This is a genomic window from Pseudomonas sp. JV241A, assembly GCF_900275665.1.
In the GTDB taxonomy this organism is placed as follows: domain Bacteria; phylum Pseudomonadota; class Gammaproteobacteria; order Pseudomonadales; family Pseudomonadaceae; genus Aquipseudomonas; species Aquipseudomonas wadenswilerensis.
Window position 1 is genome coordinate 115256 of the sequence record NZ_OPYO01000008.1, and the last position, 16430, is coordinate 131685.

Annotated in this window: 15 protein-coding genes; 10 read left to right on the forward strand and 5 right to left on the reverse strand. The window is 64.1% G+C overall.

The window, feature by feature from the left end; all coding sequences use genetic code 11:
- Positions 1 to 422 precede the first annotated feature (422 nt).
- The 8 genes from pcaR to pcaC all read left to right on the forward strand — a co-directional run bounded on the left by pcaR (position 423) and on the right by pcaC (position 8715).
- A complete protein-coding gene (pcaR, locus tag JV241A_RS04640) occupies positions 423 to 1298 on the forward strand; it encodes a pca regulon transcriptional regulator PcaR (RefSeq protein WP_174242307.1) in 876 nt (291 codons plus the stop codon).
- A gap of 277 nt (positions 1299 to 1575) precedes the next feature.
- Positions 1576 to 2922, forward strand: a complete 1347-nt coding sequence (locus JV241A_RS04645; protein ID WP_134061453.1) for an MFS transporter — start codon at positions 1576 to 1578, stop codon at positions 2920 to 2922.
- 254 nt (positions 2923 to 3176) lie between these two features.
- Positions 3177 to 4034 carry a CoA transferase subunit A gene (locus tag JV241A_RS04650; protein ID WP_115085494.1) on the forward strand — a complete coding sequence of 286 codons (858 nt, stop codon included), beginning with the start codon at positions 3177 to 3179 and terminating at the stop codon, positions 4032 to 4034.
- Positions 4031 to 4810 (forward strand): CoA-transferase subunit beta, encoded by a 780-nt coding sequence (locus tag JV241A_RS04655; RefSeq protein WP_134061454.1) that lies wholly within the window; start codon positions 4031 to 4033, stop codon positions 4808 to 4810. Before JV241A_RS04650 ends, JV241A_RS04655 begins: the two co-directional genes overlap by 4 nt.
- On the forward strand, positions 4807 to 6012 hold the full coding sequence (gene pcaF, locus JV241A_RS04660; protein WP_177414832.1) for a 3-oxoadipyl-CoA thiolase: 1206 nt from the start codon (positions 4807 to 4809) through the stop codon (positions 6010 to 6012). The genes JV241A_RS04655 and pcaF overlap by 4 nt, the downstream gene beginning before the upstream one ends.
- 134 nt (positions 6013 to 6146) lie before the next feature.
- Entirely contained in the window at positions 6147 to 7511 is a 1365-nt protein-coding gene (locus JV241A_RS04665; protein WP_166675648.1) for a 3-carboxy-cis,cis-muconate cycloisomerase, read from the forward strand.
- Between the two features lie 11 nt (positions 7512 to 7522).
- Positions 7523 to 8320, forward strand: coding sequence for a 3-oxoadipate enol-lactonase (gene pcaD / locus JV241A_RS04670; protein WP_134061456.1), 798 nt, complete (start codon positions 7523 to 7525; stop codon positions 8318 to 8320).
- Between the two features lie 2 nt (positions 8321 to 8322).
- Positions 8323 to 8715: a 4-carboxymuconolactone decarboxylase gene (gene pcaC, locus JV241A_RS04675; protein WP_115085499.1), complete on the forward strand. Its 393-nt coding sequence runs from the start codon at positions 8323 to 8325 to the stop codon at positions 8713 to 8715.
- A gap of 102 nt (positions 8716 to 8817) precedes the next feature.
- Here pcaC and JV241A_RS04680 read toward each other — a convergent pair whose 3' ends face one another.
- Complete coding sequence (locus JV241A_RS04680; RefSeq protein WP_134061457.1) at positions 8818 to 9342, reverse strand: Mpo1-like protein; 525 nt, start codon at positions 9340 to 9342, stop codon at positions 8818 to 8820.
- An 88-nt stretch (positions 9343 to 9430) separates the two neighbouring features.
- Between JV241A_RS04680 and JV241A_RS04685 the strand changes: the two genes are divergently transcribed.
- The gene (locus JV241A_RS04685) at positions 9431 to 10120 is read left to right on the forward strand and encodes a Crp/Fnr family transcriptional regulator (protein ID WP_115085501.1); all 690 of its coding nucleotides are present in this window, start codon (positions 9431 to 9433) and stop codon (positions 10118 to 10120) included.
- On the opposite strand, the gene JV241A_RS04690 is transcribed toward JV241A_RS04685, so the two are convergent.
- From JV241A_RS04690 to JV241A_RS04700, 3 genes are read right to left on the reverse strand one after another with little or no spacing between them, the layout of a single operon-like run.
- Positions 10092 to 11693, reverse strand: coding sequence for an arylsulfatase (locus JV241A_RS04690; protein WP_134061458.1), 1602 nt, complete (start codon positions 11691 to 11693; stop codon positions 10092 to 10094). The genes JV241A_RS04685 and JV241A_RS04690 overlap by 29 nt on opposite strands.
- A 9-nt stretch (positions 11694 to 11702) precedes the next feature.
- Positions 11703 to 12527, reverse strand: a complete 825-nt coding sequence (locus tag JV241A_RS04695) for an ABC transporter ATP-binding protein (protein WP_134061459.1) — start codon at positions 12525 to 12527, stop codon at positions 11703 to 11705.
- Positions 12524 to 14119 (reverse strand): ABC transporter permease, encoded by a 1596-nt coding sequence (locus JV241A_RS04700; RefSeq protein WP_134061460.1) that lies wholly within the window; start codon positions 14117 to 14119, stop codon positions 12524 to 12526. The genes JV241A_RS04695 and JV241A_RS04700 overlap by 4 nt, the downstream gene beginning before the upstream one ends.
- Positions 14120 to 14397: 278 nt before the next feature.
- On the opposite strand from JV241A_RS04700, the gene JV241A_RS04705 reads away from it, so the two are divergent.
- Positions 14398 to 15441, forward strand: coding sequence for an ABC transporter substrate-binding protein (locus JV241A_RS04705; RefSeq protein ID WP_115085505.1), 1044 nt, complete (start codon positions 14398 to 14400; stop codon positions 15439 to 15441).
- Here the strand turns inward: JV241A_RS04705 and JV241A_RS04710 are convergent.
- Positions 15398 to 16324 carry a LysR family transcriptional regulator gene (locus JV241A_RS04710; RefSeq protein WP_036996727.1) on the reverse strand — a complete coding sequence of 309 codons (927 nt, stop codon included), beginning with the start codon at positions 16322 to 16324 and terminating at the stop codon, positions 15398 to 15400. The genes JV241A_RS04705 and JV241A_RS04710 overlap by 44 nt on opposite strands.
- Positions 16325 to 16430 lie beyond the last annotated feature (106 nt).

Below are 16430 nucleotides of genomic sequence, written 5' to 3' on the forward strand. Positions count from 1 at the left end.
TTCTGTCTGCCTGGGCAGAGGCGGTTGGATCCGCAGCAACCCTACTTGGGGCAGGGTTACGAAGTTTTATTATAGCAAGCAGATAGTCTGACAGTAGCACTCTCTATTGTAGATAGGACCAAACAAGCGCCAGTTTTGTTACCAAGTTATGAAAGTCGTCAGACGGCCGAGATTGGCATTGGCACAGGAGGCAATAGAAAAGTTTTCGGCTTACAGCCCCGCGTTGTACGGAGGAAGGAAAAACGGCCTCGCTTCGTGGGCAAGGCCGTGCCTGGGACTTCTACGGTGGGTACCTGACCAGTCTCTCCAAGAAGCCACGTTGTGGCGGTAGAAAGGTATAAGCAATTGTGGGTAGCGGTCAATTGCGATTATCGGTCGATGGTTCGATAATCGCACCAGTGACCGTTTTTCCGAGGTTAGCCATGACAGAAGAAACAACGCCCAAAGGGCCAGGGTTGAACGATAACGTGCGTAGCTCGTTTGCGTCCCTGGCGCCGCCCATCGTCGCCTCGCCGGCCAAACGCATCCAGGCCTTTACCGGTGACCCCGATTTCATGACCTCGCTGGCCCGCGGCCTTGCAGTGGTGCAGGCATTCCAGGAGCGCAAGCGTCACCTGACCATCGCCCAGATCAGCCACCGCACAGAGATTCCTCGGGCGGCGGTGCGGCGTTGCCTGCATACCCTGATCAAGCTGGGCTATGCCACCACCGACGGGCGCACTTACTCGTTGCTGCCCAAGGTGTTGACCCTGGGCCACGCCTATCTGTCGTCGACCCCCCTGGCGGTGTCGGCGCAGCCTTATCTGGACCGGATGAGCGATCAACTGCACGAGGCCTGCAATATGGCTACCCTGGAAGGCGATGACATTCTTTACATCGCCCGTTCGGCCACCGTGCAGCGTCTGATTTCGGTCGACCTCTCGGTCGGCGGGCGCCTGCCGGCCTATTGCACCTCCATGGGCCGTATCCTGTTGGCGGCGCTGGACGACGCGACCTTGCACGAATACCTCGAGCATGCCGACCTGCAGGCCAAGACCAGTCGCACCATTCACGACCCGGTGGCTTTGCTCGAGTGCCTGCAGCTGGTTCGCCAGCAGGGCTGGTGCGTGGTCGATCAGGAGCTCGAACAAGGGTTGCGCTCGATCGCCGTGCCGGTCTATGACGCCTCTGGCCAGGTCCTGGCGGCGCTCAACGTCAGCACCCATGCCGGCCGGGTCAGCCGCACCGAGCTTGAGCAGCGCTTCCTGCCGATCATGCTCGCCGCCAGCCGCGACCTCAGCGCGCAACTGTTCGCCTGAACGTTCCTGTTCGATAAACGCACAGAGATGCGTTTATCGAATTGCGCCGCGCCCGCCTGCTTATTAATGTCCCTCGCAGCGGTCAACCTGCCTTGACCGCCCATAATAATGAGCGAGAGGCAAACGCCCCATGACCGACTTCCTGTCCCCGCACGGCTTGCACCTGTCCTACGCTGGACTGCGCGGCAGCTGATCCAGCTTTCCGAACCTGTTCCTGTTCGCCTGTGCCGTTCATGCGCGCACCCGCACCCTCGCGCGCTTCTTCTGGATAAAAATAATGAATAGTCCTCAAGCTGCTGTCGGAAACTGCCTTGATGTGCAGTCCTTTATCAATAGCCAACCGCTGTCGCGCTACCAATGGCGGGTGGTAATCCTGTGCTTCCTGATTGTCTTCCTCGACGGCCTCGATACCGCCGCCATGGGCTTTATCGCCCCGGCCCTGTCCCAGGAATGGGGCATTGACCGGGCCAGCCTGGGGCCGGTGATGAGTGCCGCCTTGATCGGCATGGTCTTCGGTGCGCTGGGTTCCGGGCCGCTGGCCGACCGTTTCGGGCGCAAGGTGGTACTGGTGGGGGCGGTTGTGCTGTTCGGCGCCTTCAGCCTGGCGTCCGCCTACAGCACCAACGTCGACCAGTTGCTGGTGCTGCGCTTTCTGACCGGGCTGGGCCTGGGCGCGGGCATGCCCAATGCCACCACGCTGCTGTCCGAATACACCCCGGAGCGGCACAAGTCGCTGTTGGTGACCAGCATGTTCTGCGGCTTCAACCTGGGCATGGCCGGTGGCGGCTTCATTTCCGCCAAGCTGATCCCGGCGTTCGGCTGGCACAGCCTGTTGCTGATCGGCGGTCTGCTGCCGTTGGTGCTGGCAGTGGTGCTGGTGTTCTGGCTGCCGGAGTCGGCGCGCTACCTGGTGGTACGCAACCGTGGCACCGACAAGGTGCGCAAGACCCTTGCCCCGATCGAGCCGGCCATTGTCGGCCAGGCGTCGAGCTTCAGCGTGCCGGAGCAAAAGACGGTCAAAGCCCGCAACGTGTTTGCGGTGATCTTCTCCGGTACCTACAGCGTCGGCACCCTACTGCTGTGGCTGACGTATTTCATGGGCCTGGTGATTGTCTACCTGCTGACCAGCTGGCTGCCAACGCTGATGCGTGACAGTGGCGCGAGCATGGAACAGGCCGCCTTTATCGGCGCGTTGTTCCAGTTTGGGGGTGTGCTCAGCGCCGTGGCAGTGGGTTGGGCCATGGACCGTTACAACCCGCACAAGGTCATTGGTGTCTTTTACCTGCTGGCAGGGGTATTTGCCTACGCAGTAGGGCAGAGCCTGGGCAACATCACCTTGCTGGCAACCCTGGTGCTGGTTGCCGGTATGTGCGTCAACGGTGCGCAATCGGCGATGCCGTCACTGGCGGCGCGTTTCTACCCGACCCAGGGCCGCGCCACCGGTGTGTCGTGGATGCTCGGCATCGGCCGCTTCGGCGCGATCCTCGGGGCCTGGATGGGCGCGACCCTGCTGGGCCTGGGCTGGAATTTCGAGCAGGTGCTGACCGCGCTGGTGATCCCGGCGGCCCTCGCCACTACCGCGGTGATCATCAAGGGCATGGTCAGTCACGCGGATGCGACCTGATATCGGCAGCCTGTGGGAGCTGGCCTTGCCGGCGATGGTATCGACGCTATGCCTGGCTTTGCGCGGTGCCCGCATCGCTGGCAAGGCCAGCTCCCACAAGGGTTCTTAGCAAGACAACAATCGGTTCGATAATCGAACAATTAGTCGATTATCGGATTGAACCGCCCCCAAGCCCCCCTTAATCTGAACCCATACCCGGCGCCGCCCAAGGCGCCTTGAAACCGACCCCGACTCAGCATATCCAGGAGTCTGCAATGGCTGAAATCCTCTCGCTCCACGACGCCGTGAAGCAGTTCGTCAACGACGGCGACAGCGTCGCCCTCGAAGGCTTCACCCACTTGATTCCGACTGCCGCCGGGCATGAAATCATTCGTCAGGGCAAGAAAGATCTGACCCTGGTACGCATGACCCCTGACCTGATCTACGATCAGCTGATCGGCGCCGGTTGCGCCCGCAAGCTGATCTTCTCCTGGGGCGGCAACCCGGGTGTCGGTTCCCTGCATCGTCTGCGCGACGCCGTTGAAAAACAGTGGCCGCACGCGATCGAAATCGAGGAACACAGCCACGCCGACCTGGCCAACGCCTACGTCGCCGGTGCCTCGGGCCTTCCGTTCGCAGTACTGCGGGCTTACGCCGGTTCCGACCTGCCCAAGGTCAACCCGCTGATCAAGAGCGTTACCTGCCCATTCACCGGCGAAGTCCTCGCCGCCGTGCCATCGGTACGCCCGGACGTTACCGTGATCCACGCGCAAAAGGCCGACCGCAAAGGCAACGTGCTGCTCTGGGGCATCCTTGGCGTGCAGAAGGAAGCGGCCCTGGCGGCCAAGCGCTGCATCGTTACGGTCGAGGAGATCGTCGACGACCTCAAGGCACCGATGAATGCCTGCGTGCTGCCGACCTGGGCGCTGTCTGCGGTGTGCCTGGTACCCGGTGGTGCGCATCCGTCCTACGCCCATGGTTACTACGAGCGCGACAACCGCTTCTACCAGGCCTGGGACCCGATTGCCCGCAGCCGCGAAAGCTTCACGGCGTGGATCGACCAGTACATTCGCGGCACCGCCGACTTCACTGAATTCAAGGCAAAACTGGCCAGCGCGGAGGTTGCACAATGAGCTACTCCACCAATGAAATGATGACCGTTGCCGCAGCCCGTCGCTTGCGCAATGGCGCAGTCTGTTTCGTCGGCATCGGTCTGCCGTCCAAGGCCGCCAACCTGGCGCGCCTGACCTCGTCGCCGGATGTGGTGCTGATCTACGAGTCCGGCCCGATCGGTGCCAAGCCGAGCGTGCTGCCGTTGTCGATTGGTGATGGCGAGCTGGCTGAAACGGCCGACACCGTGGTGCCGACCGGCGAGATCTTCCGCTACTGGCTGCAGGGCGGGCGCATCGACGTGGGTTTCCTTGGCGCCGCCCAGGTCGACCGCTTCGGCAACATCAACACCACTGTGGTCGGTGATTATCACCAGCCGAAAGTGCGCCTGCCGGGTGCCGGTGGCGCGCCGGAGATCGCCGGTTCCGCCAAGCAGGTACTGATCATCCTCAAGCAGTCGAACCGCGCCTTTGTCGACAAGCTCGACTTCATCACTTCGGTCGGCCACGGCGAAGGCGGCGATTCGCGCAAACGCCTGGGCCTGCCAGGCGAAGGTCCGGTGGGGATCATCACCGACCTGTGCATCATGGAGCCGGAAGCCGGCACCCATGAGTTTGTCGTGACCTCGATCCACCCGGGCGTGACCCGCGAGCAGATCACCGACGCCACCGGCTGGGCCATCCGTTTTGCCGACGACGTGCAAACCACCGTCGCGCCGAGCGAAGTCGAGCTCAATGCCTTGCGTGACCTCGAAGCGCGCACCGCCGCCGCCCACGGCCAAGCGCCAGGAGAAGCCTGATGCGTGACGTCTTTATCTGCGATGCCATTCGCACCCCCATTGGCCGCTTCGGTGGCGCCCTGGCCGGCGTGCGCGCCGACGACCTGGCGGCGGTGCCGCTCAAGGCGCTGATCGAGCGCAACCCGCAGGTACAGTGGGAGCAACTCGACGAAGTGTTCCTCGGCTGCGCCAACCAGGCCGGTGAAGACAACCGCAACGTCGCGCGCATGGCGCTGTTGTTGGCGGGCTTGCCGCAAAGCGTGCCGGGAGTGACCCTCAACCGCCTTTGCGCTTCGGGTATGGATGCGGTGGGCACGGCCTTTCGCGCCATCGCCAGCGGTGAAATGGAGCTGGCGATTGCCGGTGGCGTCGAGTCGATGTCCCGTGCGCCGTTCGTCATGGGCAAGGCTGACAACGCCTATTCGCGCAACATGAAGCTGGAAGACACCACCATCGGCTGGCGCTTCATCAACCCGCTGATGAAGGCTCAGTACGGGGTCGATGCGATGCCGCAGACCGCCGACAACGTCGCCGATGACTACCAGGTATCACGTGCCGATCAGGACGCCTTCGCCCTGCGCAGCCAGCAGCGCACGGCCGCCGCCCAGGCTGCGGGCTTCTTCGCCGAAGAGATCGTGCCGGTACGCATCGCCCATAAAAAGGGCGAAACCGTGGTCGAGCACGACGAGCACCCGCGCGCCGACACCACCCTTGAAGCCCTGGCCCGGCTCAAGCCGGTCAACGGCCCGGACAAGACCGTCACCGCCGGCAATGCCTCGGGCGTCAATGACGGCGCCGCGGCGTTGATCCTGGCCTCGGCCGAAGCCGTGAAGAAACATGGCCTGACCCCGCGGGCGCGGGTGCTGGGCATGGCCAGTGCCGGCGTTGCGCCACGGGTCATGGGCATCGGCCCGGTACCGGCCGTGCGCAAGCTGACCGAGCGCCTGGGCGTGGCGGTGGCCGATTTCGATGTCATCGAACTCAACGAAGCCTTTGCCAGCCAGGGCCTGGCCGTGCTGCGCGAACTCGGCCTGGCCGACGATGCACCGCAGGTAAACCCCAACGGTGGCGCCATTGCCCTCGGTCATCCGCTGGGCATGAGCGGCGCGCGTTTGATCCTCACCGCCTTGCACCAACTGGAGAAATCCGGCGGGCGCAAAGGCCTGGCGACCATGTGTGTCGGCGTCGGCCAGGGCCTGGCCCTGGCCATCGAGCGGGTGTAAAGCAATGATCCCGAGCCGCCGGCCTCCACGCAAGGTTGGCGGCCTGGGGTGATTGTTCTGTGGATCGTGGATGTTACTGGGTGTATCTAGACTCTCTGTAGTTCCAAGAGAAAGTAGCCATGACTTCAGCCAATTTGAAGCAACGACCGGGCAATCAGCTGTTCGATGCCTATTTCACCGCGCAGGGGATGCGCGAGATCTTCAGCGACCGTGGCCGGGTGCAGGGCATGCTTGATTTCGAAGCAGCCCTGGCCCGTGCCGAAGCGGCCACCGGGGTTATCCCCCAGGTGGCGGTGGCAGCGATCGAAACCGCCTGCCATGCCGAGCGCTATGACTTTGCCGCGCTGGCCGAAGCCATTGCGGTGGCCGGTAACTCGGCGATCCCGCTGGTCAAGGCGCTGGGCAAGGTGATTGCCAGTGGCGTGCCGGAGGCCGAGCGTTATGTGCACCTGGGCGCCACCAGCCAGGATGCCATGGACACCGGCCTGGTGTTGCAACTGCGGGCGGCGCTGGCATTGATCGAAACGGATCTGGCGCGGCTGACGGATGCCCTGGCCCGCCAGGCCCAGACCTACGCAGAGACCCCCTTGGCCGGTCGCACCTGGCTGCAACATGCCACGCCAGTCACCTTGGGCATGAAGATCGCCGGCTGGCTCGGCGCCTTGAACCGCCACCGCGAGCGCCTGCAGGAACTCAAGCCGCGCCTGCTGACCCTGCAGTTTGGCGGCGCTTCCGGCACCCTGGCGGCGCTGGGCGACAAGGCCTTGCCGGTGGCTGAGGCCTTGGCCGCAGAGCTGAAACTCACACTGCCTGAACAACCCTGGCACACCCAGCGCGACCGCCTGGTGGAGTTTGCTTCGGTGCTTGGCATGATCGCCGGCAGCCTCGGTAAGCTCGGCCGTGACGTCAGCCTGCTGATGCAGACCGAAGCGGCCGAGGTATTCGAACCCTCGGCGCCCGGCAAAGGCGGGTCCTCGACCATGCCGCACAAGCGCAATCCGGTCGGCGCCGCGGTGTTGATCGGCGCTGCCACCCGGGTGCCGGGTCTGCTGGCCACGCTGTTTGCCGCCATGCCCCAGGAGCACGAGCGCAGCCTCGGCCTGTGGCATGCCGAATGGGAAACCCTGCCGGAAATCTGCTGCCTGGTGTCCGGTGCACTGCGCCAGGCACAGATCATCGCCGACGGCCTGGAAGTGGACGCCGAGCGCATGCGTCGTAACCTCGACCTGACCCAGGGCCTGGTCCTGGCCGAAGCGGTCAGTATCGTTCTGGCCCAACGCCTGGGTCGTGACCACGCCCACCATTTGCTGGAAACCTGCTGCAAGCGTGCAGTGGCCGAGCAGCGCCACCTGCGCGCCGTGCTTGGTGACGACCCGCAAGTCAGCGCCGAACTTTCGCCAGACGAACTTGATCGTCTGCTCGACCCAGCCCACTACCTCGGCCAGGCCCGTGCCTGGGTCGAGCGGGCGCTGGCTGAACATCACCGCGTCAATGCCTGAAGGAGGCTGCAGTGGCACAGGTACAACTCGCCGATGGCGTACTCAATTATCAACTCGAAGGCCCGGAACACCTGCCGGTGCTGGTGCTGTCCAACTCCCTGGGCACCGACCTGCACATGTGGGACACCCAGGTACCGGCCTTGACCGCGCATTTTCGCGTGCTGCGCTACGATACCCGCGGCCATGGCGGCTCGCTGGTCACCGCAGGGCCGTACAGCATCGAGCAACTGGGGCAGGATGTGCTGGCCCTGCTCGATGCCTTGCACATCGAACAGGCGCATTTCTGCGGCCTGTCCATGGGCGGGCTGATCGGCCAGTGGCTGGGGATCAATGCCGGTCACCGGCTCAAGCGCCTGGTCGTGTGCAACACCGCGGCCAAGATCGGCGCGCCGGACACCTGGAACCCGCGTATCGAGATGGTCCTGCGCGATCAACAGGCGGCAATGGTCGGCCTGCGTGATGCGTCGATCGAGCGTTGGTTTACCCCGGCCTATGCTGCGGGCAACCCCGAGCAGGCCAAGCGTATTACCGACATGCTCGCCGCCACCTCGCCTGAAGGTTATGCGGCTAACTGCGGGGCAGTGCGCGATGCCGACTTCCGTGAGCAGTTGGGCGAGATCAAGGTGCCGCTGCTGGTGATCTCCGGCACCCATGACGCGGTCACGCCGCCGTCGGGCGGGCGCTTCATCCAGGAGAACGTGGCGGGCGCCGAGTATGCCGAGTTCCACGCTGCGCACCTGTCCAACGTTGAAGTCGGTGCGCCGTTCAGCCGCCGGGTGATCGATTTTCTGCTGGCCCGTGAGGAATGACCATGGACGAGAAACAACGTTATGAAGCCGGCATGCAGGTGCGCCGCGCGGTGCTGGGCGATGCCCATGTCGAGCGCAGCCTGGACAACCTGACCGAGTTCAACGGCGAGTTCCAGGAAATGATCACCCGCCACGCCTGGGGTGACATCTGGACCCGCCCGGGCCTGCCCCGGCATACCCGCAGCCTGATCACCATCGCCATGCTGATCGGCATGAACCGCAACGAGGAGCTGAAACTGCACCTGCGCGCGGCGGCCAACAATGGCGTGACCCGTGAAGAGATCAAGGAAGTGCTGATGCAGAGCGCGATCTACTGCGGGATCCCGGCGGCCAATGCCACCTTCCACCTGGCCGAGTCGGTGTGGGATGAGTTGGGGGTTGAGTCGCGGGGCTGACCTTCAGGGCCTTATCGCCGGCAAGGCCGGCTCCCACAGGTATTGCAACCACCCAACCTGTGGGAGCTGGCTTGCCAGCGATGGGCTGCAAAGCAGCCCTAATCAGACCGCCGCCTTCTTCTGCCGAATCGCCACCGGCCCGACAGTGTCTTCAATGGCTTTTTTCAGCTCCAGGCGCATGCCCAGCAAGAACCCCAGCTCCACCACCACAAACAACGGCCCGATGATCAACCCCATCAGATCATCGACAAACGCCGGCTTGCGCCCTTCATAGTGGTGGCCGACAAACTGGATCACCCAGCCAATCACGAACAGCGCAAGCCCGGCACTCAGCCACACCAGGGTGCTTTGCCCGGCCAACGCCTGCCCGGCCCACAGGCACAAACCAAGCAATACCGCCATCAGCAGGCCCAGGCGTTGATCCAGGCGCAAGTAGAACCAGCCGGTAACCAGCGCCACCAGCAGCGCCGGCGACACCCAGACGCCGCCCACCGCAACCCCCGGTCGTGACAACAAAACCGTCACCGCCAGCACAATCAGCGGAATACCGATAAAGTGGGTGACGATGTTGCGCGGGTCGCGGTGGTAGGCGGCGTATTGACTCAGGTGTTCGACCAGGTTTTTCATTGTTGTTCCTCCTGTAGGTGGCGTGAGCATGTCCTACAGATTTCCGCCTGTCTGTCGGCTAGCCGACAGAGCTCACCTTCGAGGCGCTATGCGCGAAACCCTGCTGCAAGGTCATTGGTTCCAGGCGTTGCCTCCCTGCTTTCAGGATAGCCTGTTGGCGCTGGCCCGGCAGCGTGAGCTGGCAGCCGGGCAATACCTGTTCCAGCGCGGTGATGCGCCGTGCGGGCTGTATGCGGTGCTAGACGGGGCGATGCGCGTGGGCGCGGTGGCTACCGATGGCAAGGAAGCGCTGTTGACCCTAATCGAAGCGCCGCACTGGTTCGGTGAGATCAGTCTGTTCGACGGCCAGCCGCGTACCCACGACGCCCAGGCTGAAGGGCCGACCCGGCTGTTATGGATACCCCAGGCGCCGCTGTTGAAGTGGCTCGAACAGCAGCCACAGCACTGGCGCGACGTGGCGTTGCTGATGAGCCATAAACTGCGCGTGGTGTTTGTTGCCCTGGAGCAGCAGAGCCTGCTGGCGGCGGCGCCGCGGGTAGCCCACAGGCTGTTGCAGATCGCCGCCGGTTATGGCGAGTTGCGGGGCAGCCGGCGCGTGCTGCAACTGTCCCAGGAGCAGTTGGCGCTGATGCTCTCGCTGTCGCGCCAGACCACCAACCAGATCCTCAAGTCGCTGCAACAGGAGGGCGCCTTGCGCCTGGGCTATGGCGAGATCGAAATCATCGACCCCGCACGCCTGCAGGCGCTGGCTAATCCGGCTGGAACGGTGACTGACTGAGGATCACCCCGGTCTCCTCGACATACTTCTGCCATTCGCCGAGCAGCGCCTCCAGTTTCGCTGGTTGTGCCGTGGCCAGGTCATTGATTTCGCCCGGGTCGCTGGCCAGGTCGTAGAGCTGCCAGGTGGCCGGGCCGACCGGGCCGGGGATGTACACGGCTTTCCAGTGGCCCTGGCGAATCGCCCTGCGGCCGAACAGCTCCCAGCCGGTGACGGTGTTTTCGTCGTGTACCTGCTCGGTCTCGCCTGACAGGAAACCCAGCCAGGACTTACCGCGCAGCGGCGCCACGTCGCGACCGCGCCAACGCTTGCCGGGGTGACGCACGCCGGCAAGATCAAGCAGGGTCGGGGTGATGTCCATCACCGTGCTGAACTGATGGCTGATCTGGCCCTGGCGCGCCAATGCCGGGTAATGCACCAGCGCCGGCACGCGAATTCCGCCTTCGCTGGTGAAGGCCTTGTACAGCCGTGACGGTGCAGTGGCCGCCTGGGCCCAATGTGGGCCGTACCAGACATAGGAGTTGGCCCGGCCGATGTTCTCCAGGCTGTTGTCGTAGTGCTGGTCGAGATAGCTGGCCAGTTGCGGGCCGAATTTGGGGAAGGCTTCGAGCAGCGCCCCTTCGGCACCGTTGTCGGACATGAACAGCACCAGGGTGTTGTCGAGCAGGCCCTGGTTGCGCAGGTAGTCCAGCACCCGGCCGATGTTCCAGTCCATGCGCTCGACCATCGCCGCGTACACCTCCATCGCCCGCGCCGAACGCTGGCGTTGCTCAGCGCTGAGGCTGTGCCAGTGGTTGTCCACCGGGTGGGCCTGGGTATCGGCGGCGATCAGGCCCAACTGACGTAGTTTTTCCAGGCGCTCCTGGCGCAGCACTTCGGGGCCGGCGTCGTAGCGGCCCTGGTAGCGCGCCACCACCTCGGCAGGCGCTTGCAACGGCCAGTGCGGCGCCGAGAAGGGCAGGTAGGCGAAGAATGGCCGGCTCTGGTCGCGCTCCTTCAGGTACTGCAGCAGCTTGTCGCCGAAGGCGTCGGAGGAATAGAAATCCTTGGGCAGTTCTTCGATAAAGGTCTGGTCTTCGATGTACAGCGCCGGCGTCGACTTGAGCAGGCCGGGGGTGTGTTCGTCATAGGTTGGCTCAAAGCCATAGTGGTTGGCAGCGCCGGGCAGCAGGGCGAAGGAGCGCTCGAAGCCGCGGGCCTGGGGCGCCAGTTCGGCGGTCAGGCCCAGGTGCCATTTGCCGCTCATCAGGGTCTGGTAACCGGCATCGCGAAGCAGCTCCGGCAGGGCAACCACGCGGTCATTGAGATAGCCTTCGTAGCCTGGCTTGCCGATCAGCTCCGGGGTCAGCGCTTCGGCCATGGTACCGATGCCGGCGATATGGTGGTCGGTGCCGGTGAGCAGCATCGAGCGGGTTGGCGAGCAGGTCGGCGCGGTATGGAAATCGGTCAGGCGCAGGCCGGCAGTGGCCAGCGTGTCGAGGTTCGGCGTGGCGATTTCACCGCCGAAGGCGCCGAGGTCGGAGAAACCCAGGTCGTCGGCAACGATGACCAGAAAGTTGGGGCGTTGGCTCATGGTCGGTTCTCAGTAGGCAAGGTAGGTCAAAGGCAGGTCGCGGATCTGTTCCAGCGCCGGCGGCAGATAGCGTTCGTCGGCGGTCAGTTCGTGCAGCAGGTCTTCGCGCAGACGGTGGAAGGCGTAACTGGCGCGTTGGCGCGGGTGCGCCAGGTCGATGTCGACGATGCGCTTGATCCGCCCGGGGCGCGGCTCCAGTACCACCACGCGGTCGGCGAGAAACAGCGCTTCTTCGACATCGTGGGTCACCAGCAGGGTGGTAATGCGTGCCCGCTCGCGAATCGCCAGCAGCTCGTCCTGCATCTGCTGGCGGGTCAGCGCGTCGAGGGCGCCGAAGGGTTCATCGAGGAGCAAGATACGCGGGCTGGCCACCAGGCCACGGGCAATTGCCACACGCTGGACCATGCCACCGGAGAGCTGGTGCGGGTAGGCCTGGCTGAAGTCCTGCAGGCCCACCAGGGCGATGTACTGGTCGATGCGCTGCTGGCGCTGCTCGCTGTTCAACGGCTCGTTGACCAGGCCCAGGGCGATGTTCTGCGCCACGCTCAACCAGGGGAACAGGCGGTGCTCCTGAAAAACGATGCCGCGTTCGCTGCCGATGCCATTGAGCGGCTGGCCGTCGATCAGGATCTGCCCCTGGTAGTCGTTGTCCAGGCCGATCAGCAGGCGCAGCAGGGTAGATTTACCGCAGCCACTGGCGCCGACGATGGCGACGAACTCACCGTCGGCGATTTGCAGGTTGAAGTCGCGGATGGCTTCCAGCTCACCGCCGGCCACGGCGAAGTGTTTGCCGACCTGATTGAAACTGACCAGGGCAGGGGCGATGGCGTTCATGCTCGTCTCCAGCGCGTGGCGCGCAATTCGAGGTGTTGTCCAAAGGCGCCGAGGAGCGCGCCAGTGAGGCCGACCAGGAGCATCCCGGCCATGATGATGTCCATGCGCAGCAACTGCTGGGCGCCGATCATCAGGCTGCCGATACCGCCGCCCGAGGGCATGAAGTATTCGGCGCCGATGGTACCCAGCCAGGCGTAGATCAGGCCGATGCGCAGGCCGGCGAAAATCCCCGGCGCAGCGCCTGGCAGCACCAGTCGGTGCAGGCGCTGGGGCAGGTTGAGGTGCAGCACGCGGGCGACTTCCTCCAGCTGTGGCGAGCGGTTGGCCACCGCCCGTTGGGTGGCGATGAACAGCGGGAAGAACGCCGCCAGGCCGACGAATACCCACTTGGCCAATTCACCGAGGCCGAACCAGGCGGTCAGCAGCGGCACCCAGGCGAAGATCGCGATCTGGCGCAAACCGGCCAGGCTTGGCCCGAGCAGCCGTTCGGCGGGCGTCGACAGCCCAAGCCACAGGCCCAGGGCGAAGCCCAGGCTGCCGCCGAGCAGCAAACCGCCCAGGGCCCGACCGACACTGATCGCCAGGGCGCCGCTGAGCGAGCCGTCGAGCAGGCCATTCCAGGTGGTCTGCAGGACTTGCAACGGGGCAACCAGAATCTGCGTGTCGACCCAGTCCAGTTGATTGGCCAGCTGCCACAGCACCAGCAGCGCGATCGGCAGCAGCAAGGCCTGCAAGCGCTGGGCGCCTTGCAAACGCGACACCCGCAGCTCGGCGCTGGGCGGATGCGGCCAATGCACCAGGTGCCGGTCGAGCCAGCCGAGGATGCGATCCATGACAAAACCCAGCAGGCCAATGACCAGGATGCAGACAAACACGATATCGAGCATGAACAGCTGCCGGGCCCAGACCATCAGGTAACCGATACCTTCACTGGAGGCCAGCAGTTCCACCGCCAGCAACGATGTCCAGCCGGTGGCCAGGGCCAGGCGCACGCCGGCGAGAAAGGCCGGCAGGGCCGCCGGAAAAATCAGTTGGCTGACCAGCAGGTGCGGCGGCAGGCGCAACACCGTGGCCGCCTCGCGCAGCCGTGGCTGGGTGTCGCGCACCCCCACCAGGGTATGCAGGGTCACTGGCACGATGATCGCCTTGACCAGCACCACCAGCTTGAGCACCTCGCCGATACCGAACAGCACCATGAACAGCGGCACCCAGGCCAGGGTCGGGATCTGCGCCAGTGCATTGAAGGTTGGCAGTACCAGGCGTTCGGCGCGACGGCTGAAACCCAGCCAGGCACCGAGCAAGGCGCCGCTGGCGACGCCCACCAGCAGGCCCAGGGCCAGGCGTTGCAGGCTGATCGCCAGGTGCGTCCACAGCTCGCCCTGGGCCAGCTCCAGGCCGCTCTGCCAGACCAGGCTCGGTGCCGGCAATATCTGTTCGCTCATCCACTGGTTGCGACTGGCCAGCCACCACAGTGCTGCCAGTAACAGGGGCAGATACCAGGCTTGCAGGCGGCTCAGGTACAGGCCGTCGAACCGTCGCGTCCGGCCTGGCGGGCTGGCCAGTGGCAGGCTGGAAAGTGAAGCTCGGGCCATGGAAACCTCTGCGAGTTGAAATTTGCTTATTCTTAAATTGAATTACAGATTTGAATATCAATTCGTTTAGGTGATAAGAATCTGCATTTAAAGCTGCTGTCACAACGCGCAGCCAATGCATTCGAAGCATATTTTTCTTGTGCCTGATGCATGGCGCGCTGGAACGCCCGTAGAACGGCTTTTATGCTTACAAGTTATTAAAATGTAATTTATTAGTATTTATTTACTGGTCTGGGTTGTCGGTAGCGTGGCCGCACCATTACAAGGAGTCGCGTGCCATGAACCTGTCGATCAACCGTGTGTTCAATCTGTTTGCCGTTCCCGCCCTAGCCGCGGTGGTCGGCTGGCTGCCGCCGGCCCAGGCTGGCGAGGTCAGGGAAATCCGCATCGCCGTGCCCGACCTGAGCGCCGGCACCCAGCATTCCGGCGGCGGTGTGACTGACGTACTGCGCGACCAGCAATTGCTGGAAAAAGCCTTCGCCGCCGATGGCATCAGCATCCAGTGGAACTACTTCAAGGGCGCGGGCCCGGTGATCAACGAGGCATTCGCCAACGGCCAGGTCGACTTCGCCTACCTCGGCGACCTGGCGGCGATCATCGGCAAGGCCAATGGCCTCGACACCCGCCTGCTGGCCGCCACCGGGCGCGGCATCAAGCATTACCTCGGAGTGGCGCCGGGCAGCAACATCAAGACCCTGCAAGATCTCAAGGGCAAGCGCGTGGCGGTGTTTCGCGGCACTGCCACCCAGCTGTCGTTCGACGCCGCCCTGGCCAGCCAGGGCCTGAGCGAGAAGGACCTGAAAGTCATCAACCTGGATTTCAACGCGGCGATCGCCGCCCTGGCTGCCAGGCAGATCGACGCCACCTGGGGCTCGACCGGCATCAGCGCCCTCAAGCAACGCGGCCTGGCCGAGCTGCCGCTGAACACCCGTGACCTGGGCGGCGCCGGTAATGTTCAGGCGGTGCTGGTAGGGGCTGGGCGCTTTGTCGACGAGCACCCGGAACTGGTGGAAAAACTGCTAGCTGCTCAGGAGAAGGCCGTGCACTGGCTGACCCAGGACGACAACAAGGAGGCTTACATTCAGTTGGTCTCGGGGCTGGCCAGCTACCCGCCGGCGATCCTGCAGCAAGACTTGCAGAACGAGCAGCTGAGCAAGATCTTCCCCTCGACCCTGGATGCCGACTTTCTGGCCAAGTTGCAGGCTTCAGTTGACCTGGCCGCCGGGCAGCGGCTGATCCGCAAACCGTTCAAGGTCGAGCAGTGGCTGGCGCCTCAGGCTATCCGGCCAGCACCTGCACCTCTGGCTGCCGATCGAGGCTGATCAGGGTTTCGATCATTGCCCGGGCGGCGGGCGAAAGGCGATAACCGCTGCGGCTGACAATGCCGCAGCGGGCATTGAGGCTGTCGAGGTTGGCCGGCAGGTTGCGCCAGTGCAGGCGTATCAGGCGGCCCTGTTCGATGTCCTCGGCAAAGGCTTCTTCGGTGCCGATACCAATGGCGTCGGTGCCCAGCACGATCTTCACCAGGGTCGGCAGGTGCTCGGTCTGCACCTGCGGGGCGAAGTCGGTCTTGCCGCTGAGGTTGGCCAGCAGCTTGCGCACCCCCGGCGGGATCAGGGTGGTGGCCAGCGGGTAGTCGAACATGTCGTTGGTCGACAGGCTGTCCTTGGCCAGCAGCGGGTGCCCCGGACGGCAGAAGAACAGGCCGCGGCGCGGGCTCAGCGGCTGGGTCTGGAAGTTCGGGTCGGCCTCGAAATGACGGATGTCGGCGACGAAGAACTCGATCTCTTCTCGACTCAGCGCACGGCTGAGTTTTTCCCAGTTATCCACGTCGAAGCAGGTGCGCACCTTGGGGTGGGCGCCGAGAAAGCGTGCCACCGCCTGCGGCACCAGGTGCACCGCAGGCGCCGGGCCGCAGCCGAAGCGCAGCTCGCCGGCATCGAGCTTGGTCATCTGCTGCACTTCGCTGTTCAGCTGCGCCGCGCCTTGCACCAGGCGCAGGGCGTGCTGCAGCACCACCTGGCCTTCGGGCGTGGGGCGCAGATCCTTGTTGCCGCGATCGATCAGCACGCAGCCGAACTCCTGTTCCAGGCCCTGGATGCTGCGGCTGAAAGCCGGCTGGGTGATGCCCATGGCATCGGCGGCGCGGACAAAACTGCGGTGTTCAGTGAGGGCGATGAAGTAACGCAGTTGGCGAAGATCCATATGCTTTCCCGGCATTCCAAAAATACGGCGAAGGTATTTGCCGCCGTGCAGGCTCAGGTTTTAAATGCAAGCTCTTATTCCGTCAATGAAGCATCTGTTTATTTGT

Coding starts and splice junctions, on each gene's coding strand:
- JV241A_RS04650 (WP_115085494.1), top strand. CDS start 3,177: ATGGCTGAAATCCTCTCGCTCCACGACGCCGTGAAGCAGTTCGTCAAC.
- JV241A_RS04700 (WP_134061460.1), bottom strand. CDS start 14,119: ATGGCCCGAGCTTCACTTTCCAGCCTGCCACTGGCCAGCCCGCCAGGC.
- JV241A_RS04685 (WP_115085501.1), top strand. CDS start 9,431: ATGCGCGAAACCCTGCTGCAAGGTCATTGGTTCCAGGCGTTGCCTCCC.
- JV241A_RS04705 (WP_115085505.1), top strand. CDS start 14,398: ATGAACCTGTCGATCAACCGTGTGTTCAATCTGTTTGCCGTTCCCGCC.
- JV241A_RS04690 (WP_134061458.1), bottom strand. CDS start 11,693: ATGAGCCAACGCCCCAACTTTCTGGTCATCGTTGCCGACGACCTGGGT.
- JV241A_RS04655 (WP_134061454.1), top strand. CDS start 4,031: ATGAGCTACTCCACCAATGAAATGATGACCGTTGCCGCAGCCCGTCGC.
- JV241A_RS04645 (WP_134061453.1), top strand. CDS start 1,576: ATGAATAGTCCTCAAGCTGCTGTCGGAAACTGCCTTGATGTGCAGTCC.
- pcaC (WP_115085499.1), top strand. CDS start 8,323: ATGGACGAGAAACAACGTTATGAAGCCGGCATGCAGGTGCGCCGCGCG.
- JV241A_RS04695 (WP_134061459.1), bottom strand. CDS start 12,527: ATGAACGCCATCGCCCCTGCCCTGGTCAGTTTCAATCAGGTCGGCAAA.
- pcaR (WP_174242307.1), top strand. CDS start 423: ATGACAGAAGAAACAACGCCCAAAGGGCCAGGGTTGAACGATAACGTG.
- JV241A_RS04680 (WP_134061457.1), bottom strand. CDS start 9,342: ATGAAAAACCTGGTCGAACACCTGAGTCAATACGCCGCCTACCACCGC.
- JV241A_RS04710 (WP_036996727.1), bottom strand. CDS start 16,324: ATGGATCTTCGCCAACTGCGTTACTTCATCGCCCTCACTGAACACCGC.